25 protein-coding genes and 2 tRNA genes are annotated in these 26,088 nt (G+C 61.7%); 9 read left to right on the top strand and 18 right to left on the bottom strand.

Features of this window, described 5'->3' with window-relative positions; translation table 11 throughout:
• Window positions 1-142 precede the first annotated feature (142 nt).
• The 3 genes from AFIDRAFT_RS10640 to AFIDRAFT_RS10630 all read right to left on the bottom strand — a co-directional run bounded on the left by AFIDRAFT_RS10640 (window position 143) and on the right by AFIDRAFT_RS10630 (window position 1,552).
• Window positions 143-219, bottom strand: a tRNA-Pro gene (locus AFIDRAFT_RS10640).
• Window positions 220-274: 55 nt separating this feature from the next.
• Complete coding sequence (locus AFIDRAFT_RS10635; RefSeq protein ID WP_040298277.1) at window positions 275-757, bottom strand: DUF192 domain-containing protein; 483 nt, start codon at window positions 755-757, stop codon at window positions 275-277.
• A 129-nt stretch (window positions 758-886) separates the two neighbouring features.
• Window positions 887-1,552 (bottom strand): cold-shock protein, encoded by a 666-nt coding sequence (locus AFIDRAFT_RS10630; RefSeq protein WP_040298275.1) that lies wholly within the window; start codon window positions 1,550-1,552, stop codon window positions 887-889.
• A 311-nt stretch (window positions 1,553-1,863) separates the two neighbouring features.
• Between AFIDRAFT_RS10630 and AFIDRAFT_RS10625 the strand changes: the two genes are divergently transcribed.
• Both AFIDRAFT_RS10625 and AFIDRAFT_RS10620 read left to right on the top strand, forming a co-directional pair.
• On the top strand, window positions 1,864-2,127 hold the full coding sequence (locus AFIDRAFT_RS10625) for a hypothetical protein (protein WP_009339401.1): 264 nt from the start codon (window positions 1,864-1,866) through the stop codon (window positions 2,125-2,127).
• 238 nt (window positions 2,128-2,365) lie between these two features.
• A complete protein-coding gene (locus AFIDRAFT_RS10620) occupies window positions 2,366-2,815 on the top strand; it encodes a VOC family protein (protein ID WP_009339400.1) in 450 nt (149 codons plus the stop codon).
• A 191-nt stretch (window positions 2,816-3,006) separates the two neighbouring features.
• Here the strand turns inward: AFIDRAFT_RS10620 and AFIDRAFT_RS10615 are convergent, their stop codons facing one another.
• The 5 genes from AFIDRAFT_RS10615 to epmA all read right to left on the bottom strand — a co-directional run bounded on the left by AFIDRAFT_RS10615 (window position 3,007) and on the right by epmA (window position 6,108).
• Entirely contained in the window at window positions 3,007-3,348 is a 342-nt protein-coding gene (locus AFIDRAFT_RS10615; protein ID WP_009339399.1) for a hypothetical protein, read from the bottom strand.
• Window positions 3,349-3,416: 68 nt separating this feature from the next.
• Window positions 3,417-3,491: transfer RNA gene (locus AFIDRAFT_RS10610), tRNA-Glu, on the bottom strand.
• Window positions 3,492-3,696: 205 nt separating this feature from the next.
• Window positions 3,697-3,978: a hypothetical protein gene (locus tag AFIDRAFT_RS10605; protein WP_009339398.1), complete on the bottom strand. Its 282-nt coding sequence runs from the start codon at window positions 3,976-3,978 to the stop codon at window positions 3,697-3,699.
• 34 nt (window positions 3,979-4,012) lie between these two features.
• Window positions 4,013-5,086, bottom strand: coding sequence for a lysine-2,3-aminomutase-like protein (locus AFIDRAFT_RS10600; protein ID WP_009339397.1), 1,074 nt, complete (start codon window positions 5,084-5,086; stop codon window positions 4,013-4,015).
• Window positions 5,071-6,108, bottom strand: a complete 1,038-nt coding sequence (gene epmA / locus AFIDRAFT_RS10595) for an EF-P lysine aminoacylase EpmA (RefSeq protein ID WP_009339396.1) — start codon at window positions 6,106-6,108, stop codon at window positions 5,071-5,073. Before epmA ends, AFIDRAFT_RS10600 begins: the two co-directional genes overlap by 16 nt.
• 141 nt (window positions 6,109-6,249) lie before the next feature.
• Here epmA and efp point away from each other — a divergent pair, with 141 nt between their 5' ends.
• Both efp and AFIDRAFT_RS10585 read left to right on the top strand, forming a co-directional pair.
• Window positions 6,250-6,816 carry an elongation factor P gene (gene efp / locus AFIDRAFT_RS10590; RefSeq protein ID WP_009339395.1) on the top strand — a complete coding sequence of 189 codons (567 nt, stop codon included), beginning with the start codon at window positions 6,250-6,252 and terminating at the stop codon, window positions 6,814-6,816.
• A gap of 79 nt (window positions 6,817-6,895) precedes the next feature.
• Complete coding sequence (locus AFIDRAFT_RS10585) at window positions 6,896-8,119, top strand: lytic murein transglycosylase (protein WP_009339394.1); 1,224 nt, start codon at window positions 6,896-6,898, stop codon at window positions 8,117-8,119.
• A gap of 5 nt (window positions 8,120-8,124) precedes the next feature.
• On the opposite strand, the gene recJ is transcribed toward AFIDRAFT_RS10585, so the two are convergent.
• The 6 genes from recJ to AFIDRAFT_RS10555 form a co-directional block, all read right to left on the bottom strand.
• Window positions 8,125-9,966: a single-stranded-DNA-specific exonuclease RecJ gene (recJ, locus tag AFIDRAFT_RS10580; RefSeq protein WP_009339393.1), complete on the bottom strand. Its 1,842-nt coding sequence runs from the start codon at window positions 9,964-9,966 to the stop codon at window positions 8,125-8,127.
• Between the two features lie 61 nt (window positions 9,967-10,027).
• Window positions 10,028-10,738, bottom strand: coding sequence for a haloacid dehalogenase type II (locus tag AFIDRAFT_RS10575; protein WP_009339392.1), 711 nt, complete (start codon window positions 10,736-10,738; stop codon window positions 10,028-10,030).
• Window positions 10,739-10,757: 19 nt separating this feature from the next.
• Window positions 10,758-11,753: a class II fructose-bisphosphatase gene (gene glpX / locus AFIDRAFT_RS10570; protein WP_009339391.1), complete on the bottom strand. Its 996-nt coding sequence runs from the start codon at window positions 11,751-11,753 to the stop codon at window positions 10,758-10,760.
• A gap of 50 nt (window positions 11,754-11,803) precedes the next feature.
• Window positions 11,804-13,126 carry a homoserine dehydrogenase gene (locus tag AFIDRAFT_RS10565; protein ID WP_009339390.1) on the bottom strand — a complete coding sequence of 441 codons (1,323 nt, stop codon included), beginning with the start codon at window positions 13,124-13,126 and terminating at the stop codon, window positions 11,804-11,806.
• Window positions 13,127-13,150: 24 nt separating this feature from the next.
• Window positions 13,151-14,368: an LL-diaminopimelate aminotransferase gene (locus AFIDRAFT_RS10560; protein ID WP_009339389.1), complete on the bottom strand. Its 1,218-nt coding sequence runs from the start codon at window positions 14,366-14,368 to the stop codon at window positions 13,151-13,153.
• A 113-nt stretch (window positions 14,369-14,481) separates the two neighbouring features.
• A complete protein-coding gene (locus AFIDRAFT_RS10555) occupies window positions 14,482-14,793 on the bottom strand; it encodes a hypothetical protein (protein WP_009339388.1) in 312 nt (103 codons plus the stop codon).
• Window positions 14,794-15,025: 232 nt separating this feature from the next.
• Between AFIDRAFT_RS10555 and AFIDRAFT_RS10550 the strand changes: the two genes are divergently transcribed.
• On the top strand, window positions 15,026-16,825 hold the full coding sequence (locus AFIDRAFT_RS10550; RefSeq protein ID WP_009339386.1) for a PHA/PHB synthase family protein: 1,800 nt from the start codon (window positions 15,026-15,028) through the stop codon (window positions 16,823-16,825).
• A gap of 142 nt (window positions 16,826-16,967) precedes the next feature.
• Window positions 16,968-17,366, top strand: coding sequence for an MAPEG family protein (locus AFIDRAFT_RS10545; protein ID WP_009339385.1), 399 nt, complete (start codon window positions 16,968-16,970; stop codon window positions 17,364-17,366).
• A gap of 37 nt (window positions 17,367-17,403) precedes the next feature.
• Here AFIDRAFT_RS10545 and argC read toward each other — a convergent pair whose 3' ends face one another.
• Both argC and AFIDRAFT_RS10535 read right to left on the bottom strand, forming a co-directional pair.
• The gene (argC, locus tag AFIDRAFT_RS10540) at window positions 17,404-18,462 is read right to left on the bottom strand and encodes an N-acetyl-gamma-glutamyl-phosphate reductase (RefSeq protein WP_009339383.1); all 1,059 of its coding nucleotides are present in this window, start codon (window positions 18,460-18,462) and stop codon (window positions 17,404-17,406) included.
• A 235-nt stretch (window positions 18,463-18,697) separates the two neighbouring features.
• Window positions 18,698-19,234 (bottom strand): DedA family protein, encoded by a 537-nt coding sequence (locus AFIDRAFT_RS10535; protein WP_009339380.1) that lies wholly within the window; start codon window positions 19,232-19,234, stop codon window positions 18,698-18,700.
• A gap of 180 nt (window positions 19,235-19,414) precedes the next feature.
• Here AFIDRAFT_RS10535 and parE point away from each other — a divergent pair, with 180 nt between their 5' ends.
• Window positions 19,415-21,484 carry a DNA topoisomerase IV subunit B gene (parE, locus tag AFIDRAFT_RS10530; protein WP_009339378.1) on the top strand — a complete coding sequence of 690 codons (2,070 nt, stop codon included), beginning with the start codon at window positions 19,415-19,417 and terminating at the stop codon, window positions 21,482-21,484.
• Here the strand turns inward: parE and AFIDRAFT_RS10525 are convergent.
• The gene (locus tag AFIDRAFT_RS10525; RefSeq protein WP_050789603.1) at window positions 21,481-22,725 is read right to left on the bottom strand and encodes an FAD-dependent oxidoreductase; all 1,245 of its coding nucleotides are present in this window, start codon (window positions 22,723-22,725) and stop codon (window positions 21,481-21,483) included. The genes parE and AFIDRAFT_RS10525 overlap by 4 nt on opposite strands.
• Before the next feature lie 288 nt (window positions 22,726-23,013).
• On the opposite strand from AFIDRAFT_RS10525, the gene AFIDRAFT_RS10520 reads away from it, so the two are divergent.
• Together AFIDRAFT_RS10520 and AFIDRAFT_RS10515 are read left to right on the top strand one after the other, a co-directional pair.
• Window positions 23,014-24,432: a DEAD/DEAH box helicase gene (locus tag AFIDRAFT_RS10520; protein ID WP_009339375.1), complete on the top strand. Its 1,419-nt coding sequence runs from the start codon at window positions 23,014-23,016 to the stop codon at window positions 24,430-24,432.
• 107 nt (window positions 24,433-24,539) lie between these two features.
• Entirely contained in the window at window positions 24,540-25,607 is a 1,068-nt protein-coding gene (locus AFIDRAFT_RS10515) for a GGDEF domain-containing protein (protein ID WP_009339373.1), read from the top strand.
• Window positions 25,608-25,619: 12 nt separating this feature from the next.
• On the opposite strand, the gene AFIDRAFT_RS10510 is transcribed toward AFIDRAFT_RS10515, so the two are convergent.
• Window positions 25,620-26,027, bottom strand: a complete 408-nt coding sequence (locus AFIDRAFT_RS10510) for a HesB/IscA family protein (protein ID WP_009339371.1) — start codon at window positions 26,025-26,027, stop codon at window positions 25,620-25,622.
• Window positions 26,028-26,088 lie beyond the last annotated feature (61 nt).

Below are 26,088 nucleotides of genomic sequence, written 5' to 3'. Positions count from 1 at the left end.
TCGCCAGCGGTTTTCTCCGTGCTTTCCATTTTCAGGGCGGCAGCCTATAGGCGTCGTTATGGCGCTGCCGAGCTCGCAGCTAAACGTCAAAAAATCTGATTTTTCAATTAGATGTCTGGAAATTCTTAGATTTAAGATGAGTTGGTCGGGGCAGCAGGATTCGAACCTGCGACCTGCGGTACCCAAAACCGCCGCGCTACCAGGCTACGCTATACCCCGGGACGCCAGTGGTTACACTGTTCGCATCACCCCAGCAAGGTATCGGATAGGGCCTTTAATTCCGGTCGAACAACGGTCCCGCAACCCGGTCGCCGGCTGCGATCCCGTCCTTCCGTGCGGTTCCAGCCACCACCTCCAGCACCGCCTTGACCGGGCCGCCCGATGAGATGATCCGCTCCGACAGCGGCTTGGTGTTTTCCGCGATCCGCAGAATTCGGCCATCGGCTCGGATAAAAATCATGTCGAGCGAGACATAGGTATTTTTCATCCACATCGACACTTCTTGCTGCGGCGAGAAGTCGAACAGCATGCCCTGCCCGTCAGGCAACTCCTTGCGGTACATCAGGCCCCGCTCGCGCTCCTCGGTCGTCCTGGCGATCTCGACGTTGAAAACCTTGACGCCGGACTTGGTGACAATCTCCAGCGTCTGCATATCCGCAGCCTGCGTGGGGTTTGCAGCGAGGCCGCAGCCAAGGCTGAGCGCCAGTAATGCCGCGGCTGCCCGCCCTGCTCTCAATCCCGGAATTCCAAACATCATCGGCCGCCTTGGTTTTGATCTCGCGGCCCCATAGCAAATCGCCCGGCAGGCGTCAGCTTTCGCCTCATCACGTTGCCGTGGATGATGCGCGAGCGCCCGCTGGCCAAACCAGCAAACGGCAGATCGGAATTAGTGGGACGACAGTCCGCCCGCGCCGACCTCGGGCTGGATCTCGGCGGCCATCATGCCCTTGGAACCGGGCCCATAACGCACCAGCACGAACTGGCCAGGCCGCAATTCGGTCATGCCGTAGCGGCGCAGCGTTTCCATATGAACGAAGATGTCCGGCGTGCCCTCGCCGCACGATACGAAGCCGAACCCGCGCAGGCGGTTGAACCATTTCACCTGTGCACGCTCGAGCCCGCTTGTTGGCGTCACGCTGACATGGGTGCGCGGCGGCAGCATCTGCGCCGGGTGAATGGCGGTCGATTCATCCATCGAGAGGATGCGAAAAGCCTGATAGCCCTTCTGCCGCTGCACGCATTCACACACCAGCCGCGCGCCCTCATAGGCTGTCTGGAAGCCGTCGCGCCGCAGCACCGTCACATGCAGGAGAATATCCGGCCAGCCATTGTCGGGAACGATAAAGCCGTAGCCTTTCGAGGCGTCGAACCATTTGATGACGCCGCTGAGCTCGACCAGATTGGCAGCTGCGCCATCGTCCAGTCCTGCGAACGGGTCAGTGTTGTTTCGGCCTTGCGGTGCGGTAAATTCCTGCGAGCCGAGCCGAGATGCTGAACCACCTCCGAGCTGTTGCTCGGCAAGCCGTTTGGACTCGAAATTGTCCGTCCCCATGACTCCGGGCCCCACGCTGCCAGGCCTGCGCTGCGAGCCCGGCTGGATTGCGCTCATCGATGATCTTTCAACGATGCTGCGACGCGATTCGCGTAAGGAAACGATAACATTCCGCGTTAGGCGGAAAAGCCCAAAATCGAATCCGGCAAGAGCTATGAACAGCTTGCCGCTACGAATCCATCCCGGTTTATCGATGAACCGTCAATCAAGAACGCCATCGCCGGATTAGCCCCGCATTCCCGTCCGGCTGTTCTCCACCCATGGCGGGAACCGGAGAACCGTGCCGTGCGTTGATGCGAACGGAGGTATCCATGCCTTATGCGCTCTTTACGAACGGTGAGCAGATCAGCAAGGCCTATCGCTCACGCGAAGAAGTTTGGAAGAAAGCCGAGGAAGCGGGTCTCGTCGTCGATCTTCCCACTGACGAGGAGAAGAAGGCACCGAAGCAGGTGCTCGACGAGGGCTATCACATCCAGTCGTGCCAGCCTGATGAAACCGACGAGCAGCTCTCCACGATCGCTACAGATGTGAATTTCGAGCCAGTCCGGCAAAGACGTTCATCGTCCGCGCGATAGATGCCCCGGCGGCACAGATTACAATTTTATCATTTCGGATGAAACGGGCGGAACAGATCCGCGAGACGCGCGTTGACAACATGAAGCTCTCCCCCAGGCTTCATTCCCAAAAAGCCCCGCCCAGTCCCCGCTGGCGGGGCTTTTCCATGCGCGTTGTCCACCGCGTTCACCCCTTCAATTGAAGACGGCGAGACTATAAATCATCTGCTTCCCTTCCTCGCAAACCGGAAGTTTCAAGATGCGCTACCTCCACACCATGCTTCGCGTCCGCAACCTCGATGCCGCCCTCAAGTTTTACTGCGACGCGTTGGGGCTGAAGGAATCCGACCGGATGGCGAACGAAAAGGGCCGCTTCACGCTGGTCTTTCTTGCCGCGCCGGAAGACGAAGAACTCGTGAAGCAATCGCCGGGACGCGGCGCACCGCTTGTCGAACTGACCTGGAATTGGGATGAGGAGGCTTATGGCGAGGACCGCTTCTTCGGCCACCTCGCCTACGAGGTCGACGACATCTACGCGACCTGCGAACGTCTTTCCAAACTCGGCATTGTCATCAATCGCCCGCCGCGCGACGGACAGATGGCTTTTATCCGCTCACCCGATCTGCACTCGATCGAACTCCTGCAAAAGGGCAACGCTCTGCTGCCGCAGGAGCCGTGGCTGTCGATGAAAAACACCGGCCACTGGTAGGCATTCGTATCGTAATCGCGGAACATGCATAACGCCCTCTCGTTTTCCTCGTATCGAACGCTAATCGAGGAGGACCAGATGGGACGCGGGTTATTGCTATGGCTACTGGGAGTGCCGATTCCGGTGATTATTCTTCTATGGCTGTTTTTTGGACACTGACCAAAAGCCTCGCTCGCGCGAGGCTTTTTTCATCACAGCTTGCGGCAATCGGCTGAGCCTTCGAGAAATTTCACAAGTGGGCTGGTTTTCGCATGCATCACGCAAAGCTCAATCTCTTTGCCTGCAGCGACCGGGCCGGTGCAGGTGATGCGCGGCTTGTCGTCATAAGTCGCGGTCTCAAACGCGCATGTTGCTCGGCATGAGGCTTCACTGGTCAGAGGGTTCGTGACGGAGATGCTTGCCGATTTTGCATCGGGTTGGATCACGCAGCGCACCGTCGCGATGTCCGCCGGTGACAAGCGTACGCCTGCCAAAAGGCAGGTCGCTGACAGGACCGTGACCAGAGCGACGAGTTTCGGACGAGGAAGCAACATAGGCTCGCTCTATCAAAGCGGGCGCGTGGCCTGCAATCGGCACATCGTCGTGAAAATCCGAGAAAAGGTGGCGCTCCCTAGCGGAATCGAACCGCTCTCTCCACCGTGAAAGGGTGGCGTCCTAACCGATAGACGAAGGGAGCGAATCCGGCTGCCTTCGCGCCAAGCGCGCAAGCTGCGGGTGTTCGCGAGGAAATTCGTACAGGATCAACGGGTTAGGTGGTCGATGCCTGCGGCTTTCCCAAGGCCGGAACAGCGCTCCGGCTCAAGGCTGGGAACGTATAATGGCGTTTCGCCGCAGCGGCAAGCACCCTTCTCCGCCATACCGCCCGGCCGGTGAACGCCGTCTCAACAGCCGCGGCAGATGCTCTTGATCTTGCGGTCGAGCGCCTTTTCTTCGGCCGTCGCCTGATAAGGCTGATCGCCCAAAGACGGGTCGCGGCGGGGCTGCAAATGCCCGACCGGCGCTTGCATGACCGGGCCTGACTCCAAGGTGGAATTGGCGGGAGCGTTTGAGCCGCTCCCTGCTGCGTTACGGCCGCTTTGCGCGAAGGCACCCGATGCAGCCACCAAGGCCACGGTCATCGCAAGCACCGAGAACGATCCTATCGTTTTCACCGATGTCCGCATGACGACTCCTTTTGTCTGATCCGTGCCGGCGATGCTACGCCGGTGGATAAGAGTGCACACCACCACAATAGTCCACAAGCCGCCTTGGTTGCATCCGTTCGCCGTCACGTTGCTGCGACAGATAGGCTGGCCCCACAGGAATCTTGCCGTAACCGCCAGGAATGTCGAGCACATAGTCAGGCTGGCAAAGGCCGGAGACATGTCCGCGCAACTGCCGCATCAGCGCCTCGCCCTCCTCCAGCGTTGTTCGCAGGTGCGACGTGCCGGGCGCGAGATCGCCGTGATGCAGGTAATAGGGCTTGATCCGGCACTCGACGAAGGCACGCATCAGGGCCGTCAGCGTCTCCGCCGTATCGTTGACGCCGCGCAACAAAACCGACTGGCTGACCATCGGAATCCCGCGATCGATCAGCCGCGCGCAAGCCGCGCGGGCCTCGGCCGTCAGTTCGCGCGGATGGTTCGCGTGCAGCGCAACCCACGTCGTCACGTCGGGATGATGCAATGCCTCCGCGACCTCGTCCGTCATGCGCGCGGGATCGGCGACCGGCACGCGGGTGTGGAAGCGGATGATTTTGACGTGCGGGATGGCGGCAAGGTCGTTCACGATCTCCTTCAGCCGCCTCGTCGACAGCATCAGGGGATCGCCGCCGGTCAGGATCACCTCCCAGATTTCCGGGTGCGTGCGAATGTAATCGATGGCCTTGGCATAAGCATGGTCCGACAGCGCGGAATCCTTGCCCGGCCCCACCATCTCGCGGCGGAAGCAGAACCGGCAATAGACCGCGCAGACATGCACGAGCTTGAGCAGCACGCGGTCCGGGTAACGATGCACGATCCCCTCGACCGGCGAGCGGGCGTTGTCACCGATCGGATCAACGCGCTCGACGGGCTCGATCTGCAATTCCTGGGTGCTTGGTACGTATTGCCGTGCAATCGGATCGTTTGGGTCGTTGGGATCAATCAACGCCGCAACGGCGGGTGTAATGGCGATGGCGTAACGCGCCGCCACCGCTTCCAGCGCGGGCAACGCTTCGCGTGAGACCAGTTTTTGGTCGGCAAGTTCGGCTGGCCGCCGCAGCGTGGTAGAAGGTTTCACGATGGAGCCCATATGACCTGATCGAGCCGCGTCGCGCCACTCGCCAGCATCACCAGCCGGTCGAAGCCGAGCGCCACGCCGGAAGCCGGCGGCATTTGCGCCAAGGCGGCAAGGAAGTCCTCATCGAGCGGATAACGCTCATGGTAGCGCCGTTCCTTCTCGTCCATGGCAGAGATGAAGCGGCGGCGCTGCTCGGCCGCGTCTGTCAGTTCGCCAAAGCCGTTGGCAAGCTCCACCCCGCAGCCATAGACCTCGAACCGCTCCGCGACGCGAGGGTCGCCCGCTTGGACGCGGGCCAATGCGGCCTCCGGCGAGGGATATTCATGCAGGATCGTCAGCACGCCGTCGCCGAGTTTCGGCTCGACATGCGCGGTCAATATTTTGCTGAAGATATCCGACCAGTCGTCATCGCCGCTGACATGGGTTTTGGCCGCTGCCTGTGCCGCCAGCGCATCGCGGTTGCCCTGTGCGCTTTCAATCGTCGCCAGAAGATCGATCCCTGCAAAACGCTCGAACGCCTCCGCCACGGTCAGCCGCTGCGGCGGTTTGAGAGGATCGAGCGTTCGACCGCGGAATGAGAACTGCGTTGTGCCTGCTGCCTCGGCCGCCCGCGCGATCACGGCGACGCAATCCGCCATGATGGTCTCGTAGGGCGCATTGGCCCGGTACCATTCCAGCATGGTGAATTCGGTCAGATGCAGGGGGCTGTCCTCGCGGCCGCGAAACACCTTCGCGAACTCAACAATCTTGTCCTCGCCCGCCGCCAGAAGCTTCTTGCAGGCGAATTCCGGCGAGGTGCGCAGATAGCCCGCAATCTGCCCTTCCTCACCCGGCAGATCGGCCTGCAGGGCATGCAGATGGGTCTCATTGCCCGGAGACACCTGCAAAATCCCGGTCTCGACCTCGAGAAAGTCCTGCGCGCCGAACCAGTCTCGGACGGCGCGGGTAATGGTCGCGCGCTGGCACAGGAACGGCCGGCGGTCCCGGTGGCGGTCCCTGTCCCACCAGGGCGAGGTTTTGGGGGGAACCGGCATCAGCAAAATCGGCTCGTAAAGCTACCCTTGGGGCTGGCGTCAGCGGGACAAATCAGTATGTTGCGGCCCGAAACCGCCCCAAACGCCGTTCGTGCCCCTTCGCGGGTCCGCTGCCGGCCCCTCAGATTAGGAAATTGATCCGTGAGAGTCATCGCAAGTTCGATCCGCAAAGGCAACATCATCGAGCAGGACGGCAAGCTATATGTGGTCCTGAGCGCGGAGAACATCCATCCCGGCAAGGGCACGCCGGTGAGCCAGATCGAAATGCGCCGGATCAGCGACGGCGTGAAGATCTCCGAGCGCTACAAGACCACCGATCAGGTCGAGCGCGCGCATGTCGAGGATCATGACTTCAACTTCCTCTATGCCGACGATGACGGCTTCCATTTCATGAACAACGAGAGCTACGAGCAGCTCATGGTGCCGAAGGATGTCGTCGGCACCTCCGCGCCATACCTTTCCGAGAACCTGACCGTGAAGCTCGCGATCCACGAAGGCGTCGCGGTGGCGATCACCCTGCCCCAGCGCATCACGCTCGAAGTGGTTGAGACCGAGCCGGTCACCAAGGGACAGACCGCGTCGTCGTCCTACAAGCCAGCCGTGCTGTCGAACGGCGTCCGTTCCGCCGTGCCGCCGCACATCGGTGTCGGCACCCGCATCGTGGTGATGACGGAAGACGGCTCCTACGTGGAACGCGCCAAGGACTAAGGTTCCTTACACATATCGGCCCCGCGTCTGCGCGGTTTTGGCTTTGGCAGCTCCCGCCTCACGCCGCTAGACTGGGCCGATGATCGAGAATGATTCCCGCATTCCGCGCGCATGGACGCGCCGCGATCTTCTCCTTGGCGCAGGCACGCTTGCGCTCGTGTCCACATCCGCTTTTGCAAACGCGCCGCCGGGCTTCGATGCCTGGCGGGAGTCATTCCGCGCCAAGGCCCTTGCCAAGGGCGTTTCAAACGCCACCTACACGCACGTGATGGGCCGGATCGAGCCCGACATGAGCGTGTTCGCGCAGATGGGCAACCAGCCGGAGTTCAAGGAAGAACTCTGGCAGTACATCAATCGTCGCGTCTCGGACTGGCGCATCCGCGCGGGCAAGGAAGCGTTGCGCCAGCATGGTGCGCTGTTCACGCGCATCGAACGCGATTTCGGCGTCGAGCGCGGCACGCTGCTGGCGCTGTGGGGTGTCGAGAGCGCATTCGGCGATCCATTGGTCCAGAAGAACCACATGCGGCCCGTGTTTCCCTCGCTCGCCGCATTGGCGTGGCGGGCGCCGCGCCGCAAGGCCTATTGGGAAACCGAGCTCATCAACGCGCTGCGCATCGTCGAGCGCGGCTGGAGCACGCCGGAGGAAATGCGCGGCTCATGGGCGGGTGCGATGGGCCACACCCAATGGATGCCGGAAGTCTGGCTCAATGTCGGCTTCGACTATGACGGCGATGGCCGCGTTTCGCCCTTCGGCAAGCCGGACGATGCGCTCGGCTCGACCGCGCGCTATCTCGTCAATCGGGGCAAGTATCACCGCAACGAGCACTGGGGTTACGAGGTCGTCGGCAGCAGCCGCGCAAAGGGAAACCTCAGCTATGCGCAATGGGTGGCGGCAGGCGTAAGGCGCGCGGACGGCAAGCAGTTTCCGCGACCACACGACATGGCGAAGCTGTGGACACCGGTCGATGGCGGTCCTTCATTTCTGATCGGACCAAACTTCTTCGCAGTCAGAAGCTACAACCCGTCGATGAACTATGCGCTCGCCATCGTCCACCTTGGCGACCGCATTCTCGGCGAACCGGCGTTCCGGCACCCCTTCCCCGGCTCCGAGCGCGCACTGACGCTCGCCGAAATTCAGGAAGTGCAGACTCGCCTGACCAGAGCCGGGTTCAACACCGGCGGCACTGACGGGCGTGTCGGCAACGACACCATGAAAGCGGTAAAGGACTTTCAGACCAAGGTGGGATTGCCTGCTGACGGCTATGCCGGGCTCACGGTGCTGGCACGATTGCGCAGCATGTAACGTACTTATCGGATGGAAACCGGTTCACGCTCCGGCACGGCGATGTCGGAAATCCGCAACTGCACCCGCTCCGCACCCTGCCAGCGGTCGATACTGAGCGATCCGGCGACATGCACGACCTGGCCGCGATTTTCCGCGAGCGCATTGCCGAGCTTCTGGCCGACCGAGCGAAACGCGATGCCGTTGACCATCGCGCCATCACCCGACTTCAACCGCACGCGCATGTGCGCGCCACCAACCTCATCGGCATAGACCAGCTGGTGCGAAGGCAGCGCGATCATCGGCTCGGGATTGCCAGTGCCGAACGGTCCCGCGCGATTGAGCGTTTCGACAAAATCGGTTGTGACGGCACGCGCGCTCACCGCGCCATCGATGAACAATTCGTCGACATGCCGCGCCTTGGCCACATCCTCGGCCAGCCTCTGCTCAAGATAGGCGCGGAATTCAGCGAGCCGATCCTTCTTCAGTGTCACGCCCGCCGCCATCGCGTGGCCCCCGCCCTTCATCAACAAGCCCTCTGATACAGCCTCCCGCACCGCCTTGCCGAGATCGACGCCCGCAATAGAACGGCCCGAGCCCGTGCCAATGCCGCCCGGCTCCAGCGCCACGGCGAATGCAGGCCGCGAGAATTTCTCTTTCAGGCGCGATGCCACAAGGCCGACCACGCCCGGGTGCCAGCCCTCGGATGCGGTGACGATCACCGATCCCTTGTCTTCCAGCCCGAGCGAGGCCAGAGCCTCCGCTTCGGCCTGCTGCTCAGCGGCCTGTTCGATCAGCCGCCGCTCGACATTCAGCCGATCGAGTTCGGCGGCGATGCGTGCGGCTTCCGACACATCGCCTTCGAGCAACAGCCGGACGCCAAGATCGGCGCGGCCGATGCGGCCGCCTGCATTGATACGCGGCCCGAGCATGAAGCCGAGGTGCCACGCTTCCGGCGGGCCGTTGAGGCGCGCGACATCCATCAGCGCGGTGTGGCCGACATGATCGCGGCGGCGCATCGCAATCAGCCCTTTGGCGACGAAAGCGCGATTGAGCCCCAGCAGCGGCGCCACGTCGGCGACCGTGCCGAGCGCCACATGATGCAGCATGTCGAGCAGGTTCGGCTCGGGCCGCTCGGCGGTCCAGAAATTGCGCACGCGCAACTCGCGGTTCACGGCAACCAGCGTCACAAACACGAGGCCGACCGCCGCGAGATGTCCCAGTCCCGACAGATCGTCCGGCCGGTTCGGGTTCACAAGTGCGTTGACGACGGGTAGTTCGTCGCCGCATTGATGATGGTCGATGACCACCACATCCATGCCGAGCTTGCGCGCCTCCGCGAGCGGTTCAAGGCTGGTGGTGCCGCAATCGACCGTCACCAGCAGCTTCGCTCCACGCAACGACAGCGAACGGATCGCCTCGACATTCGGGCCGTAGCCCTCGAAAATCCGATCGGGAATGTGAATCAGCGGATCGAGCCCGCAATGGCGCAGATGCCAGGCCAACAGCGCTGCCGAAGTCGCACCATCCACGTCGTAGTCGCCGAAGATCGCAACCATCTCGCCACGCGTCGCCGCATCTGCGATGCGCTTGGCCGCGGCCTCCATCTGCGTGACCGTCGAGGGATCGGGCAGCAGCTTGCGGATGGTCGGATCCAGAAAATCCTCGACCGCGTCGATGTCGATGCCGCGCCCGGCGATGATCCGCGCCAGCATTTCCGGCAACTGATAGCGCTGCACGATGGCCAGCGCCTGCGCCGCGCCGCGCGCGTCGAGTCGGTCGCGCCACAATTTACCCGTCGCCGAGCGCGCCACGCCGAGGAAGGCATGCGGGGTCTCGACAGGCAATGCTGTGACAGGAGGCGTCATGTTGAGGACCGCAGATAGGGATCGTGCGCGAGCGTTGCAATGATTCGCGAAAAACTCGCCGTCAGCAACCCAGCCGGCCGGCCAGATCCTCGATATCCGCAACCACGAAGTCCCAATCGCTCGTGGCTTCGAAATCCTCTTTCTGGTGCGGTCCGTACTCGGTGACGCGCGGCACGAAGGCGGTTTTCAGTCCGAGGCTGCGCGCAGCGATAAGATCGTAATTATGCGCCGCCACCATCATGACCTGCTCCGGCTTGAGGCCAAGGAGTTTTGCCGCGCCGAGATAGGTTTCCGGATCCGGCTTGTAACGCTGGAAGATTTCCGCGCATAGGATCAGGTCCCAAGGCAGACCCGCATGCTTGGACAAGTTCGTCATCAGCGCGACATTGCCGTTCGACAGCGGCGAGATAACGAACTTGGTCTTCAGCCGCGTCAGGCCCGGCACGCTGTCCCGCCACGGCTTCAGGCGATGCCAGCCGAGCGTCAGATAATCGAAATCGTCCTTGGTCAGTCCTGTGATGCCGAGCCGCGCTGCAAGCGGTTCGACCGACTGACGCTGCAATTCATCGAGAGTGACAAAGCCGCGCTCGGGATGGCGACGCACTTCGTCCATAGAGGGGCGGTAAGCACTGCGCCATGCATCGACCAGCGCGGCCCAATCGGCCGTGAGGCCCCTCGCCTCGCCCCATGCGGTAAACTCCGCGATCAGGCTGCCGCGCCAGTCCACGACGGTGCCGAACGTGTCGAACAGCAGTGCTTTCACGTCGAGCATCGCCACGGCCTTGCGTTTATCAGTCGAGGTGGAATTTCTCGAGCTGGCGGTGCTCCGCTTTGATGTAGCGAACGGTACCGGTGACGGAACGCATCACGACCGTCTCGGTTTCGATGGTGTGCTTGCGGAACTTGACGCCGGACAGCAGCGAGCCGTCTGTCACGCCGGTTGCAGCAAACAGGCAGTCGCCCTTCACCATGTCCTCAATGCCATAGATCATGCCGGGATCCTTGATCCCCATCTTGGCAGCGCGCTCGCGCTTCTCGTCGGTATCGAGGATCAGGCGACACTGCATCTGGCCGCCGATGCAGCGCAACGCCGACGCAGCCAGCACGCCTTCCGGCGCGCCACCGGTGCCGATGTAAATATCGACGCCGGTGTTCTCAGGATCGGCAGTGTGGATCACACCGGCGACGTCGCCGTCGGTGATGAGGCGCACCGCGGCACCGGTCGAACGCACGGCGTTGATGATGTCGGCATGGCGCGGACGGTCGAGGATCAGTGCGGTGATCGCAGAGGGATGCACGTCCTTGGCGCGGGCGAGACGGCGGATGTTCTCGGCCGGCGGCGCGTCGAGGTCGATCACGTTCTTGGCGTAACCGGGCCCCACAGCGATCTTCTGCATATAAACGTCGGGCGCATTGAGAAGCGTGCCGCCTTCGGCCATCGCCATGGTGGCGATCGAACCCGGCATGCTCTTGGCGCACAGCGTCGTACCTTCCAGCGGATCGACCGCGATGTCGACTTCCGGCCCGAACTCGGCGCCGACCTTCTCACCGATGAACAGCATCGGGGCTTCGTCGCGCTCGCCCTCGCCGATCACGACCGTGCCCTTGATTGGAATCTTGTTCAACTCGCGGCGCATCGCATCGACCGCTGCCTGATCGGCGGCCTTCTCGTTGCCATGTCCGCGCAGGCGCGCCGCCGACACCGCGGCACGCTCCGTCACGCGCACGATTTCCAGTGTCAGGATGCGCTCAAGCAAGAGCTGCGGCGGGACGGAAATGGTCGACATCAGTAAAGCTCCTATCGTCTGCCGCTCGTGGCGGCATGTGTCTTATCGTTTTAATTCTTCTCGATCCGAATGACCTGCGGCCGCCCGGTGATGACGCGATCCTGCTGCACGGCCTGCAACGCGCGGCGCACGGCATCCTCCGTAGTCGCGTAGGTAATCAGGATGACCGGTACCGGCGAAGATTTGCCGCTCGCCTTGGCCGCATCGAACGCACCGTCAGGGTGACGCTGCACGATCGACTCGATCGAAATCTTTTGCTCCGCCAGCCGCGTGGCGATGGTCGCCGCCGTGCCGGTGAGATCACGAGCCATCAGACGAATGTAATAGCCACCTTCGTGGCGTTTCATCGGCGCTTTCGTGGTGACCTTGAGTTTGCCAACAGGGCGACCGAACGGCAGCGTACGCACGCCGCGCGCGATGTCCGCGATGTCGGCTACGACGGCAGACGCAGTTGCCGCACCACCTGCGCCGGGGCCGACCAGCGTGATCGGCGGAATGCCATCGCCATCGATGGTCACGGCATTGGTCACGTCCATCACCTGTGCAATCGAGGACGTACGCGGCACCATGGTCGGATGCACACGCTGCTCGATGCCGGTTTCGGTTCTCACCGCAACACCAAGCAGCTTGACGCGATAGCCCAGCTCTTCGGCAGCACGCAGATCTTCCGGCGCGATCGAGGAGATGCCCTCGACGTACACCGCGCTCTGGTTGACCTTGGTGCCGAACGCGAGACTCGCGAGGATCGCCAGTTTCTGCGCGGTGTCGTGACCATCGACGTCGAACGACGGATTAGCTTCCGCATAACCGAGCCGCTGCGCATCCTTCAGGCATTCGGCAAACGACAGCCCTTCCCGCTCCATCCGCGTCAGGATGTAGTTGCAGGTGCCGTTGAGGATGCCATAGACGCGATCAATGCCGGTGCCGGCAAGCCCTTCGCGCAGCGTTTTGATGATGGGAATGGCCGCGCCGACAGCGGCTTCGTAGTTCAGCGCGCCGCCGTGCTTTTCCGCAAGCGCCGCCAGACGCGAGCCATGTTTGGCGATCAGCGCCTTGTTCGCGGTCACAACCGACTTGCCGCTGCGCAATGCCGCCTCGATGGCGGACAGCGCGGGATCGCCCGAACCACCCATCAGTTCGACGAACACATCGATCTTCGGGTCGGTCGCAATCGCAAGCGCATTCCTCGCCCAGGCGATGCCGGTGAGATCGACCTTGCGTTTCTTGGCCTTCGAGCGCGCCGAAACGGCTACCACGCGCACGCCACGTCCGCAGCGCAGCGACAACGCGCGCTTCTGTTGTTCGATCAGACCCACGACCTCGGCACCCACGGTGCCGAGCCCCGCAATCCCCACTCTGAGCGGAGCGACCATCTTCTGTTTGACCTGCCGGATAAGTTAGCGCCGGTTGGCGAGAGGAACCACGTTGTGCAATGTTTCAACGCCCGCTTCAAGGAAGCGGCGGATATTTCGGGCCGCCTGACGGATGCGCTGCTCGTTTTCCACCATCGCGATGCGGACAAAACCTTCACCGTGCTCGCCGAAGCCCGAGCCGGGAGATACCGCCACACCCGATTTCTCGACCATCAACGTAGCGAAATCCATGCTGCTGATGTTGCGGAATTTCTCGGGCAACGGCGCCCAGGCAAACATCGACGCCGCCGGCGGCGGAATATCCCAGCCCGCGCGACCGAATGCTTCCACCATCGCATCGCGGCGCTTGTGATAGGTGTCGCGCATCTCCTGAATGCAGTCCTGCGGACCGTTCAACGCCGCCACGGCCGCGACCTGAACCGGCGTGAAGGCACCATAGTCGAGATAGGACTTCACCCGCGTCAGCGCCGCGATCAGCCGCTCGTTGCCGACCGCAAAGCCCATACGCCAGCCGGCCATGGAATAGGTCTTCGACATAGAGGTAAATTCGACGGCGATGTCGATCGCACCCGGCACCTGCAACACCGACGGTGGCGGCTCGCCGTTGTAATAGAGTTCCGCATAAGCGAGGTCGGACAGGATGAAGACCTCGTGCTTCTTCGCGAACGCGACGAGGTCCTTGTAGAAATCGAGCGAGGCGACATAAGACGTCGGGTTCGACGGATAGCAGACCACCATCGCGATCGGCTTTGGGATCGAATGGATGATCGCGCGCTCCAGATGAGCAAAAAGCTGTGGTGTCGGCTCGGCCGGGACCGAGCGGATCACGCCGCCCGCCATCAGGAAGCCGAACGCATGGATCGGATAGCTCGGGTTCGGCACCAGCACGACGTCGCCCGGCGAGGTGATCGCCTGAGCCATGTTGGCGAAACCCTCCTTGGAGCCCAGCGTCGCGATGATCTGGGTCTCGGGGTTGAGCTTCACGCCGAAGCGGCGCTCGTAATAGCCCGCCTGGGCCCGGCGCAGGCCGGGAATGCCCTTGGACGCCGAATAGCGGTCCGTCCGGGGCTTGCCCAGCGTCTCCTTGAGCTTCTCCAGGACGTGCGGCGGGGCGGACAAATCCGGGTTCCCCATGCCCAAATCGATAATATCGGCGCCTGCGTTGCGCGCGGCAGCCTTGGCCCGATTCACCTGCTCGAAAACGTAGGGTGGCAAACGGCGAATACGGTAGAATTCTTCCATGGATTCAAGGCTCCGAGCCCGGTTAAGGGCCCTCAGACGGCAAATCACTGAGGACGCGATGGCTTCTTCTAACACGAACCTCGGTTCGCGCCACCCGCCAGAAGCGCGGGAATTCAGTCTGCGCGGGGATTTGAAGTCTTTGAGGCTTTTGCCTTCACGCCCTCCTGCCGGTCCCTCGCCGCCGTGAGTTCGCGCGTGAGCTGGGCGCGCTGCTCGGGAGTCAGGGGGGTGTCCGTGCGCGGCGGCAGCGTGTCATTGACCGGGAGGTAATCGGGCGCGACAGCGGGCCGCTCGGGCGTATTGGCCGGGAGACCAACCACGGGCATATCGGCGACGTGGGACGCGCAGCCGCCCAGCATCTGGCCAAGCGCCAGCATCGCCGCCCCCATCCAGACCCGCTTTCCATAGTGACGCAGCACGCACATCAACCTGGCCCCACTCCATTCCGCGCCAATTCCATTCCAACGCGGTCCGCGCACCGATATTCCGGAAAAGCGTTAAATTTCCGGCTGTGCGCTTTGACGCGGCGCATTGCAGGCCGAATATGTCCGAACCAAGACATCTGCTGCAACGCATATAGCTATTGGAAAGGAAGCTCGTTTAACTGAGAAACAGGCAAAATAATCCTTCGTCACGACACGCGGATATATCGTCTTCATGAGCGCGCTCCCGACCGACACTCCGACGACCAAGCCTTTCGATGCCGATGCGTTCGCGTTCAATCTGGCCCGCGCCATGGAAAGCGGGGGCAAGGCGCTTTCCGCGTTCCTGCAGCCGCGTGAGACCGGCGACATCAACAACCGTGCCCCCGGTGAAATGGGCGAAGTCATCAAGACTTTCGCCGAGGTCGCCGAATACTGGCTCGCGGATGCAGATCGCGCCAGCGACGTGCAGATGCGGCTTGGCAAAGCCTATCTCGAATTGTGGGGCCAGTTCGCGCGCAAGCTCGCCGGGGCCGAGGAAGAGCCCACCATCGCCCCCGCACCGAAGGACAAGCGCTTCGCCGATCCGGAGTGGAAATCCAACCACTTCTTCGATTTCATCATGCAGCTCTATCTGCTCACGACGAAATGGGCGCATGAGCTGGTGGAAAATGCGGAAGGCCTCGATCCACATACCCGCAAGAAAGCCGAATTCTACGTTCAGGTGCTCACCAACGCCTTTGCGCCGTCGAACTTCGTGCTGACCAATCCCGAAGTGCTGCGGGAAACCATCGCGAGCAGCGGCGACAACCTGTTCCGTGGCATGCAGATGCTGGCCGAGGACATTCAGGCTGGCGGCGGGACGCTGAAGATCCGGCAGTCTGGCGGGACATTCGAGATCGGCAAGGATCTCGCTCTGACGCCGGGCAAAGTGATCTACCAGAACGAGATCATGCAGCTCATACAGTACGAGCCGACGACGGAGCATGTGTTGCGCACGCCGCTCCTGATCGTGCCGCCCTGGATCAACAAGTACTACATTCTCGATCTCACGCCGAAGAAGTCTTTCATCAAATGGCTCGTCGATCAGGGCCTGACGGTATTCGTGATCTCGTGGGTCAACCCGGACAGGTCCCTCGGCGGCAAGACCTTCGACGACTACATGCGCGAAGGCCCGCTCGCGGCGATGGACGCGATCGAGAAAGCGACCGGCGAGATGAAAGTCCATACCATGGGCTATTGCATCGGCGGTACCCTGCTCGCCACCACGCTCGCATGGCTGGCCGACAAGCGCCGCGTGCGCACCACCTCCGCCACCTTCATGGCGGCGCAGGTCGACTTCACCCATGCCGGCGACCTGATGGTTTATATTGACGAAAGCCAGCTTTCCGCGCTCGAACGCGACATGCAGCAGACCGGCGTCCTGCACGGCACGCGCATGGCCATGGCTTTCAATATGCTGCGCTCGAACGATCTGATCTGGCCCTACGTCATCAGCAACTATCTCAAGGGCAAGGAGCCTTCGAGTTTTGATCTCTTGTTCTGGAATGCCGATGCGACGCGGATGCCGGGCGCCAACCATTCCTTTTACTTGCGCAACTGTTATCTCGAGAACCGGCTGTCGGCCGGCACTATGGTGCTCGACAACACGCGGCTCGATCTGTCGAAGATCAAGACGCCGATCTACAACCTAGCGACTAAGGACGATCATATCGCACCCGCGCAATCGGTGCTGTACGGTTCGCAATTCTTCGGCGGACCGGTTCGCTTCGTCCTCAGCGGTTCGGGCCATATCGCCGGCGTGATCAATCCGCCCTCCTCCGGCAAATATCAGTACTGGACCGGCGGCAATGCGGCCGCCGAAACGGTTCAAGAGTGGATGAACGGCGCAACCGAGCATCAGGGCTCGTGGTGGCCGGACTGGCGGGCCTGGGTCGAAGGCCTCGATTCCGAGACCATTCCCGCCCGTACCGCCGGCGCATCCATGACGATCCTGGAAGAAGCGCCGGGCAGCTACGTCCGGATGCGCGCCTGAACGACCGCCTGCCTTCCGATGCCGGATATCCCTTCAGAACCTGTCGTTCTGTTGGCCCCGTTCCGCAGTTCAGCTAGAACAAGGCATCGGCGCCGGGGTATGACCGGCGAGATTCGCAGGGCTGCGAAGAAAGGAACAGGCGATGACGCGAGAATTGTTCTGGCTGACATTGACCGTGATTTTGACCGGCGTGCTGTGGGTCCCCTACATCCTCAACCGCTGCGCAGTGCGCGGCATAGGCGGTGCCATGGCCAATCCGGCGCGCGGCGACAAGCCACATGCCGAATGGGCGAACCGGATGATGTTCGCGCACGACAACGCGGTCGAGAATCTCGCGATTTTCGCGCCGCTGGTGCTGATCCTCAATGCGATCGATTATTCTAGCAAATGGACGGTGCTTGCCTGCGCGGTCTACTTCTGGTCGCGGCTTGCTCACGTCATCATCTACGCGCTCGGCGTACCCGTGTTGCGGACGCTGGCTTTCGTCGTCGGCTTCCTTGCGCAGGCTGTTCTTGCGCTCGCGATTTTCCGCGTCTTTTGAGAACAAAAAAAGAGCCGCTCGCGCGGCTCTTTTCACATCACGACGACAACGCCGGCTGATCGATGCCGAGCGTCTCGGCAAAGCCGAGCATGACATTCATGTTCTGCACCGCCTGCCCCGACGCGCCCTTGGTCAGGTTGTCGAGCGTCGAGACGATGATCGCCCGCCCCGGCTTGCGATCCTCGGCAACGCCGATGAAGGTCATGTTCGAGCCGCGCACATGGCGCGAGTCCGGCGTCTTGCCGAATGGCAGCACGTAAACGAACGGATCCTTCTCGTACTGCTTGCTCAGGATGTCATGCAGTTCGTGGGCGGTCTTTCCGCGCCGGCCGCGCACATAGATCGTCGAGTAGATGCCGCGGTTCATCGGCGTGAGGTGCGGCGTGAAGGTCGCCACGACATCCTTGCCCGCCGCCTTGGAGAACTCCTGATCGAGTTCGGACATGTGCCGATGGTGCCCCACGCCATAGGCATGGAAGCCCTCGGAGACTTCCGAAAACAGCGTGTCTTCCTTCGCCGAACGGCCAGCGCCCGTCGTGCCAGACTTCGCGTCGATCACGATCTCGTCGCTCTCGATCGCCTTGGCTTTCAGCAGAGGAATGAGTGGCAGTTGCGCGCAGGTCGTGTAGCAGCCGGGATTGGCGACGAGCCGCGCCTTCTTCACGTCGCGGCGATAGATTTCGGTAAGGCCATACACGGCCTCCTTCTGCAACTCGAGTGCATGATGCTCGTGCCCGTACCACTTCGCGTAGACGGCGGGATCGCCCAGCCGGAAGTCGGCCGACAGGTCGACCACCTTCGTCTCCGGCGCTTTCGCCAAGAGGTCCTTCAGCACTTTTTGCGTCGTGGCATGCGGAAGTGCGCAGAACACCAGATCGAGCTTGGCGGCTGCCCAGTCGACGCTCTCGATGGAGACAAGCTGCGGCAGATCGTAAGGTGCGAACTGCGGAAACACATCGCCCAGTTTGTGCCCGGCGCGGCGGTCGGCCGTCAGAAGAACGATCTCGACGCGTGGATGCCGCAGCAACAGGCGCACAAGTTCTGCCCCGGTGTAACCGGAGGCGCCTAGAATGCCGATCTTCTTCTTTTCAGCCATGACAATGGTCCTTATCCGACAGAACGCGGGACAGGTGATGCGGCGATTTGGTGAAAGAGACAAGGCGCCGCGGACCTATCCTGCGGCATTGGATCGAGCAAACGCGACCAGCCGCTAAATTGCAAAGCGGCGGCGACGGAGGGTTCTGTTTGCGGGTTCGATCATGGGGCCGCATATAAAACCCCCTTGGCGCAGGGTCAAGCAGCACTCCGCCCCTCGACCCTGCAGACTGCCCTTAGACCATTGCCCAGAACCAGGCCGCCAGCTTCGAGAGGGCGTCGCCGAACAGCAGCAGCGTCGCCGACCAGACGAAGGCGGATGAGAAATTCGCGCCCTGGAAGTGCCAATACGGCATCTCGAAAACCCCGGCGGCCAGCGGCACCGCAGCGCGCAGCGGCCCGAAGAACCGCCCGATGAAAATGCCCGGCACACCCCACTTGCTGACGAACCGCTCCGCGCGCGGTAGCATTTCGGGGTAGCGCGATAGTGGCCACATATGCGTGACCTGGTTCTTGAAGGTAAAGCCGAGCCAATAGGATAACCAATCGCCGAGCGCGGCACCAAGCGACGCCGCCACCCAGACCGGCCAGAACTTGACGTCGCTCGCGCCGACCAACGCGCCGATGCCGATCAGCGCGCTCCATGCGGGGATCACGAGCGAGACGAAAGCCAGCGATTCACCGAACGCGAGAGCGCCGACAATGGGTGCGGCCCACACCTGATGTTCCCGGACGAACTCAACCACGCCGCGAACCATCTCTTCCAGTGCCATTCACGTCCCTCATTCTTGAGAACCGGCACTCGAAAAGCCGGCCCGGCACTGGAAGCATCCTGCTCCCCAGGCAATGCGACCCTGCCTAGATGAGGGTTGCCCGCCACATTGTCACGTCGTTCATGTCATAGTGATCATCAACGATTCGTGCCCTTTATCAGACTGTTAGAACTGAAGTCCATGGCGAAACCTCTGAAAGCAAACGCAAAATCCACCTCATCCGCGAAAGCGGCGAACGACCTGTTTGCTTCTGGGGACCGCAAGCCGCGCGGCTCGGCCGCACCCTCCGCCAAGCCCTCGAGCGCAGAGGCTGGCTACACCGCCGCCGACATCGAGGTTCTGGAGGGGCTGGAACCGGTGCGCCGCCGTCCGGGCATGTATATCGGCGGAACCGACGAAAAGGCGCTGCACCACCTGTTCGCCGAAGTCATCGACAATTCGATGGACGAGGCGCTGGCCGGTCATGCGAGCTTCATCGAGGTCGAGCTTGGCGCGGACGGATATCTGACCGTGATCGATAACGGCCGTGGCATTCCGGTCGACCCGCACCCGAAATTCAAGAACAAGTCGGCGCTGGAAATCATCATGTGCACGTTGCACGCCGGCGGCAAATTCGACTCCAAGGTCTACGAGACCTCAGGCGGCCTGCATGGCGTCGGCGTCTCGGTGGTGAACGCGCTCTCCTCGCAGCTCGTCGTCGAGGTCGCCCGCAACCAGAAGCTCTACCGGATGACGTTCGAGCGCGGCAAGCCGAAGGGCAAGCTGGAAGAACTGGGCAAGGTCCACAACCGCCGCGGCACCTCGATCCGCTTCAAGCCGGATACGGAAATTTTCGGAGGCAAGGCCGTCTTCAAACCGCAGCGCCTGTTCAAGATGGCGCGCTCCAAAGCCTATCTGTTCGGCGGCGTCGAAATCCGCTGGAAATGCGCGCCTGAACTGCTCAAGGGCATCGAGGACGTGCCCGCCGAGGATACGTTCCACTTCCCCGGCGGCCTGAAAGATTATCTCGCCGCGGCCATCCATTCCGACACGCTGGTGCACCCGGACATCTTCTCCGGCAAATCGGGGCGCAACGGCGCACACGGCGCCTGCGAATGGGCGGTGGCATGGACCGCCGATGCCGACGGCTTCATGTCATCCTACACCAACACAGTACCAACGCCTGACGGCGGCACGCATGAAACCGGTATGCGCAGCGCGCTTCTGCGCGGCATTCGGGATCACGCCGAGCGTACCGGCCAGGGCAAGAAGGCGTCCTCGATCACCTCCGAAGACGTGATGGTGGGCGCGGCCGTGATGCTCTCGGTGTTCGTGCGCGAGCCGGAATTCCAGGGACAGACCAAGGACCGCCTCGCAACCGCCGAGGCGCAGCGCATCGTCGAACAGGCCGTGAAGGACCCGTTCGACCACTGGCTGTCCGGCAACCCGACACAAGCCAACAAGCTTCTCGATTTCATCATCGAGCGCGCCGACGAACGGCTGCGCCGCCGTGCCGAGAAGGAAATCTCGCGCAAGACCGCGGTGAAAAAGTTGCGCCTGCCCGGCAAACTCGCCGACTGCACCAACACCGCGACCGAAGGCTCCGAACTGTTCATCGTCGAAGGCGATTCCGCAGGCGGCAGCGCCAAGCAGGCGCGCGACCGCAAGACCCAGGCCATTCTTCCGCTGCGCGGCAAGATCCTCAACGTCGCCTCCGCCACGCGTGACAAGATGGTGGCCAACGCACAATTGTCCGATCTCATTCAGGCAATCGGCTGCGGCATCGGCATCAACTACCGTGAAGACGATCTGCGCTATTCGCGCATCATCATCATGACCGACGCCGACGTGGACGGCGCGCACATCGCCTCCCTGCTCATCACCTTCTTCTACCGGCAGATGCCGAAGCTGATCGATGGAGGCCATCTCTACCTCGCGGTGCCGCCACTCTACCGGATGACCCATGGCAGCAAGACGCTCTACGCGCGCGACGAGGCTCATCGTGATGAGCTTTTGAAAAAGGAATTCCACGCCAACGCCAAGGTCGAAATCGGCCGCTTCAAAGGCCTTGGCGAGATGATGCCCAATCAGCTCAAGGAAACCACGATGGACCCACGCAAGCGCACGCTGCTGCGGGTCGTGCTGGCGACGGAAGACCGCGACAGCACCGCAACGTCGGTTGAACGGCTGATGGGCAGCAAGGCCGAGGCGCGCTTTGAGTTTATCACCGAGAAAGCCGAATTCGCGCCCGAAGAACTGCTCGACGTCTAACCTGCTCGTTTCGCCTCGGGTGTATGGACATGCTCGGGGCGAACGCCGATGCCGATCATGCGCGCGGTTAGGCCTTGCAGCCAGGGTGAACTGCTGACTATGCGCATCACCAGCGGCGGCGAGAACTGCTTGTCGGTGATCGCGCGGTTGATCAGCCGGTTCTGCACGAACACCTGAATCGCCTGCGTCGCCCGCACCGGAAATTCGCGCCGCGCCTGCACGCGGTTGAGATCATCCAGCAACGGAACGCCATTTCCGAATTTGTCGAACAACAAGTTCGCTGTCGCAACCGCATCCTGGATCGCGAGATTGACGCCGACGCCGCCGACCGGCGACATCGCATGCGCCGCGTCTCCGATGCACAGAAAGCCGGGTTTCGTCCATTGCGTGAGACGATCAATCTGAACCGACAACAGCTTCACATCGTCCCAGGTCCTTACATCCCCTATGTGGTCGCGCGTGATCGGCGCCAGCTTGACGATGTTGGCGCGGAATTTATCGAGCCCACCTTCTTTGACTTTTTCATATCCATTTTTGGCGATGACGTAAGCGCACTGCCAGTAGTCGGTGCGATCAAGCATCACCATCATTTGCCCGGACTGGATTCGCGCAAACACACCATCAGTCGTCCCTTCCGGCTTGCCGACCTTGAACCACAACACATCCATCGGCGCGCCGATATCTTCCACGACCATCCCAGCCTGTTCGCGCATCAATGAATGACGGCCATCGCAGGCCACCGTGAGATCGGCAGTGATCTGGACCGGCCCCTGTTCGGTCTTCGCGATGACGCCGATGACGCGCTCGCCGTCCTTCATCAACTCGACAGCTTCTGTCTTCTTGTGAACCTGCAATTCGGGAAAACGCCTGCCCTGTGAATCGATGAAGTTCAGAAAATCCCATTGCGGCATGAACGCAATGAACGGACATGGCGTCTTCAAATGCGACAGATCGGCCAGCCGGATCGAGGTCGTGCCGAACTGTCCCTCCAGCTTGCTGATCTCATCATGCGGCACTTTGAGAAAGTCGGCGAGCAGGCCCAGCTCCTGCATCACCTGCATGGTCGAGGGATGCACCGTGTCGCCGCGGAAATCGCGAAAGAAATCGGCATGCTTTTCCAGCACTACGGTTTTGATGCCCGCGCGACCCAGCAGATAGCCGAGCATCATTCCGGCAGGACCTCCGCCTACGACGCAACATTGCGCGCGAATGGTTTCGACGGATCGGGATACCTCATCCATGCCTTCTCCTCCTATTCCGGAACCCGGCTCAACAAGGCCATCGGCGGCGGCCGAGAATGTCATGAAATGGATAAATATTAAGGGTTTCAGGTGGTTTCTCGCCAAAAACATTGACTTTGGGCGATTCCGTCCTATGTTCCGGGCACGCGGCCAGAGTCGAAACGCGACTGCCTGATAAGCCGCTTGTCCGCGATTTGGTCATCCCCGTGCATGAACTGCATGCCGTTCCGGGGTTGAGCGCGGCAGTATTTCCGAGAAGTCCGAACGGCGATCTCGTGTAGAGGCTCAATGTCCTTTTCCAATCTCGGCTTGTCCGACAAGGTTCTCGCTGCAGTCGCAGCCACCGGTTACACCACCCCCACGCCCATTCAAGAACAAGCAATTCCCCATGTGCTCGACCGGCGAGACGTGCTTGGCATTGCCCAGACCGGCACCGGCAAGACGGCGGCGTTCGTGCTGCCCATGCTCACGCTGCTGGAAAAGGGCCGCGCACGGGCGCGGATGCCCCGTACCCTCATTCTCGAACCGACGCGCGAACTTGCCGCGCAGGTGAAGGAGAATTTCGACCGTTACGGCGTCGGCCAGAAGCTCAATGTCGCCCTCCTGATCGGCGGCGTCTCGTTCGGCGACCAGGACGCCAAGCTCGGGCGTGGCGTCGATGTGCTGATCGCCACTCCGGGCCGTCTGCTTGACCATACCGAGCGCGGCAAGCTCCTGATGACTGGCGTCGAACTCCTGGTGATCGACGAAGCCGACCGCATGCTGGACATGGGCTTCATCCCCGACATCGAACGCATCTGCAAGCTGGTGCCGTTCACGCGCCAGACGCTATTTTTCACAGCGACCATGCCGGCGGAAATCCGCCGCATCACCGAAACCTTCCTGCACAATCCGGTGAAGGTCGAAGTTTCCAAGCCAGCATCGACCGCAGTCACCGTCACGCAGTTCCAGATCAGCACCGGCAAGGAGTCTCACGAAAAGCGCGAACTGCTGCGCCAACTCCTGCGCGACGCGAAGGATCTGAAGAACGCCATCATTTTCTGCAACCGCAAGCGCGAAGTCGCGATCCTGCACAAGTCGCTGCAAAAGCACGGTTTCGGCGCAGCCGCCTTGCACGGTGACATGGACCAGAGCGCGCGCATGGCCGCGCTCGAACAATTCCGCAAGGGCGAGTTGCCGTTGCTGGTCGCCTCCGACGTCGCGGCCCGCGGGCTCGATATTCCTGAGGTCAGCCACGTCTTCAATTTCGACGTCCCGCATCACCCGGACGATTACGTTCACCGCATCGGCCGTACCGGCCGCGCCGGCCGTCTCGGCACCGCAATCTCGATTGTCTCGCCTCTGGACCAGAAATCAATCCTCGCGATCGAAAAGCTGATCGGGCAGTCTATCCCGCACGCGGAAGGCCACGCGCGGACCGCAGCCGCCTCCGTTGAAGCCGATGCAGTTATCGCAGAGAATGGCCCGGCACCCCGCAAATCGCGGCGCGGCGGCCAACGCTCGAAGCATCGCGATCGGGAAAAGACCTCGGCCAAGCCTGCCGCCAAGCCGGCTCCGTCACCGAAATCATCGGCCAGAACGCCTGCGGCTCCGCCGCCGTCGCTCGGCCGCCTTCCGATGGCTGCTGCAACGCAAGATCACGTAGAGCCCGGCGATCATTCACATTTACCGGCGTTTCTGCTGCGCCCTGTCCGCGCCCGTGGGTAAGGTACGTATATGACCGGAGGCGTTTACCCCTCCTTCACGAACGTAACCTATCGTGCGGCCATATTTTAGAATTTTGCTGGCTGCAGAAGGCTGCCTGGGGACGCACCGTGATTGGTCTTCTTGAAGAACACGAGCGCACCCTCGCGTTCGCCGAAGTCGCATTGGGTCAAATCAGATCCCTGCGCCAGAGTGCGATTCCCCGCAATTACGAGATCTGGTACGTCTACGCGACCGGCTACAATATCGAACTCAACAAGGTCATCAATGAAACGCTGCTGCGCAGCGGCAAGCTGACCGAAGCCGACCTCGAACAGATCCACGATACATATCTGTCGCAAACCCGGATGACCGACCGGATCGACAAGGTCGGCTCCCGTGTCATCAACGAGATCGACGATGTGATGGGCCTCATCACCGACGCGATCGGCATGACGAGCTCGTTCAGCACCGATCTTGAGGGTGCCACCACCCGACTCCAGAAGGCCAAGGACAAGGCGCAGATCAACCTTGTGATCCATGCGCTGGTCCAGTCCACCCGCGAGATGAACCTCACCAACAAGGCCCTGGAAGCGCGTCTGGCGACTTCGAAGCTCGAGATCGCAAGCCTTCAGGACAGCCTCGAGGCGATCCGCACCGAAAGCCTTACCGATCCTCTCACCTCGCTCGGCAACCGCAAATATTTCGACCGCGCGCTCGACGCAGCCGTCGAACATGCCCAGCAGAATAGTGAACCGTTGTCGCTCCTGATGATCGACATCGACCACTTCAAATCGTTCAATGACAATTACGGCCACCTTACCGGCGATCAGGTACTCCGCCTGGTGGCGCTGGCGCTGAAGGCCAATATCAAAGGCCAGGACCTCACGGCGCGTTACGGCGGCGAGGAGTTCGCCGTGATCTTACCCAACACCTCGATGCGCCAAGCCCTCGCCGTGGCCGACAATATCCGCCGCGCCGTCATGTCCAAGCAATTGAAGAAGAAGTCGACCGGAGAGATTCTCGGTCGTGTTACCATCTCCGCCGGTGTTTCGGTCTTCCAATCCGGTGACGATGCCCCCGCCCTGATCGACCGCGCTGATGCCTGCCTCTACGCCGCCAAGCGGCACGGCCGCAACCGCGTGATTTGCGAAGCAGACCCCGAGTTCACGCCCAACGTTCGTATTCAGGTTGCTTGAAAAGCGACGACTCTAGCCGTCGATCTTTGCAGGCGTCAGCTGGACGGACTCGCCGCAGCCGCATGCGCTTGTTTGGTTCGGGTTGTTGAAGACGAACTGCGCCGCCATCTTGTCGACCTTGAAATCCATCTCGGTGCCGAGCAGGAACATCACGGCTTTCGGATCGACCAGAATCTTCACACCCTTGTCTTCCACCACCTCATCGGTCGGTCGGACGTCGTGGGCGTATTCGACGGTGTATTCCATCCCCGCACAGCCGCCGTTCTTGATGCCGACGCGCAGGCCAATGATCTCGGAGTCAGCGCGCGAAGACAGCTCGCGAACGCGGTTGGCTGCAGCTTCGGTCAGACGCATCACTTGAGGACGCGGGCGGGCCGGCTTGGCTGCGGATGTGGGAGCGTTAGGAGTCATACCCGTCATTTGGCTACTTCCTTCGGCATTTCAATGCCGGACGCGACCTTTGCAAATCACGCCAGAATTC

The sequence above is a fragment of the Afipia sp. 1NLS2 genome (assembly GCF_000178995.1).
In the GTDB taxonomy this organism is placed as follows: Bacteria; Pseudomonadota; Alphaproteobacteria; order Rhizobiales; family Xanthobacteraceae; genus Afipia.
Note: the sequence above shows the minus strand (reverse complement) of the source record. Positions and strands in the feature narration are given on the sequence as shown.